Annotated in this window: 1 protein-coding gene; it reads left to right on the plus strand. The window is 69.0% G+C overall.

All coding sequences use genetic code 11. The features are described from left to right. Positions 1 to 238 precede the first annotated feature (238 nt). Entirely contained in the window at positions 239 to 1273 is a 1035-nt protein-coding gene (locus tag ACFYOS_RS36430; RefSeq protein WP_387151923.1) for an IS110 family transposase, read from the plus strand. Positions 1274 to 1299: the final 26 nt, after the last annotated feature.

The raw sequence follows: 1299 nt of genomic DNA on the forward strand, positions 1-1299 counted from the left end.
CCCCTGACTTGTCTACTGGAGTTAGATGCGCGGGTCTGCAGCCCGTAGCGTCAGGGCGCCGGTCGGCACTGGCTCGCATACCCCTTGCCGCTCTCGGGCTGGCTCTTCAAGAGCGTGCCGCCGCTGGCCGGCGCCCGGCCGTGGCGTGGCTCAACAGAGGCGTGCTCAACGATTCCCCAAGTCAGGCTGCCCGCCACGGCGATCCTCGTTCGCTTTGGCGGAAGGAACCCGGCTCTCCGTGATCACGATCGGCATCGACCCGCACAAGTCCTCCTTGACCGCTGTCGCCCTCGACGAGACCGGTCACCTGCTGGCGACAAGGCGGATCGCCGTCAACGCCGCCGCATACAAGACGCTGACCGGCTGGGCCGCCCGCTGGCCGCAACGCCGCTTCGCTGTCGAAGGCGCCGCTGGGCTGGGGCGGGGCATCGCGCAACTGTTGGCCGCCGCCGGCGAGCACGTCGTTGACGTCCCAGCCACCCTGGCCGCTCGAGCTCGACTGCTGGACACCGGCGGCAGCCGCAAGACCGACGCCGCGGACGCCGCCAGCGTCGCTCACGCCGCCATGCGGCACCAGCGGTTGCGCCAAGTCGTCGCCGAGGGTCATCACACCCGGCTGCGGTTGCTCTCCGAACGCCGCGACGACCTGGCTCGTGAACGCGTCCGACTGCTCAACCGGCTTCACGTCCTACTGCGTGATCTGATCCCCGGTGGCGCGGCGCTGGACCTCACCGCGGACAAGGCCGCCGCGCTGCTGCGCAACATCCGGCCGCTCACCGCCACCGACAGCTGCCGCCGCGACCTGGCCCGTGAGATGCTCGCTGACCTACGCCACCTGGACCGGCGCCTGCACACCAACCAGGCCCAGATCCGGCAGGTCCTGAGCGAGACGCACTCCACCATCACCGAAATCCGCGGCGTCGGGCACATTATCGCCGGGAAGATCCTCGGCCACGTCGGTGACGTCACCCGCTTCCCGACGGCCGATCACTTCGCCAGCTACGCCGGCACCTCGCCACTTGAGGCCTCCAGCGGCGAACGCCGCCGCCACCGGCTCAACCCCACCGGCAACCGGCAACTCAACACCGCCCTGCACACCATCGCGCTCGTCCAAGCCCGCGACGAAGGCCCAGGCCGCGTCTACTACCAGCGCAAACTCAGCGAAGGGAAAACGCCAGCCGAAGCCCGACGCGCGCTTAAACGACGCCTCACCAACGTCCTTTACCGGCACCTCACCAGAGATCAACTCAAACTCGCCACCGGCACGGGTTGACACACAGAGGCGCTCTTGAGCCTCTC

It is taken from the genome of Micromonospora sp. NPDC005806, from assembly GCF_042871425.1.
Classification (GTDB): domain Bacteria; phylum Actinomycetota; class Actinomycetes; order Mycobacteriales; family Micromonosporaceae; genus Micromonospora.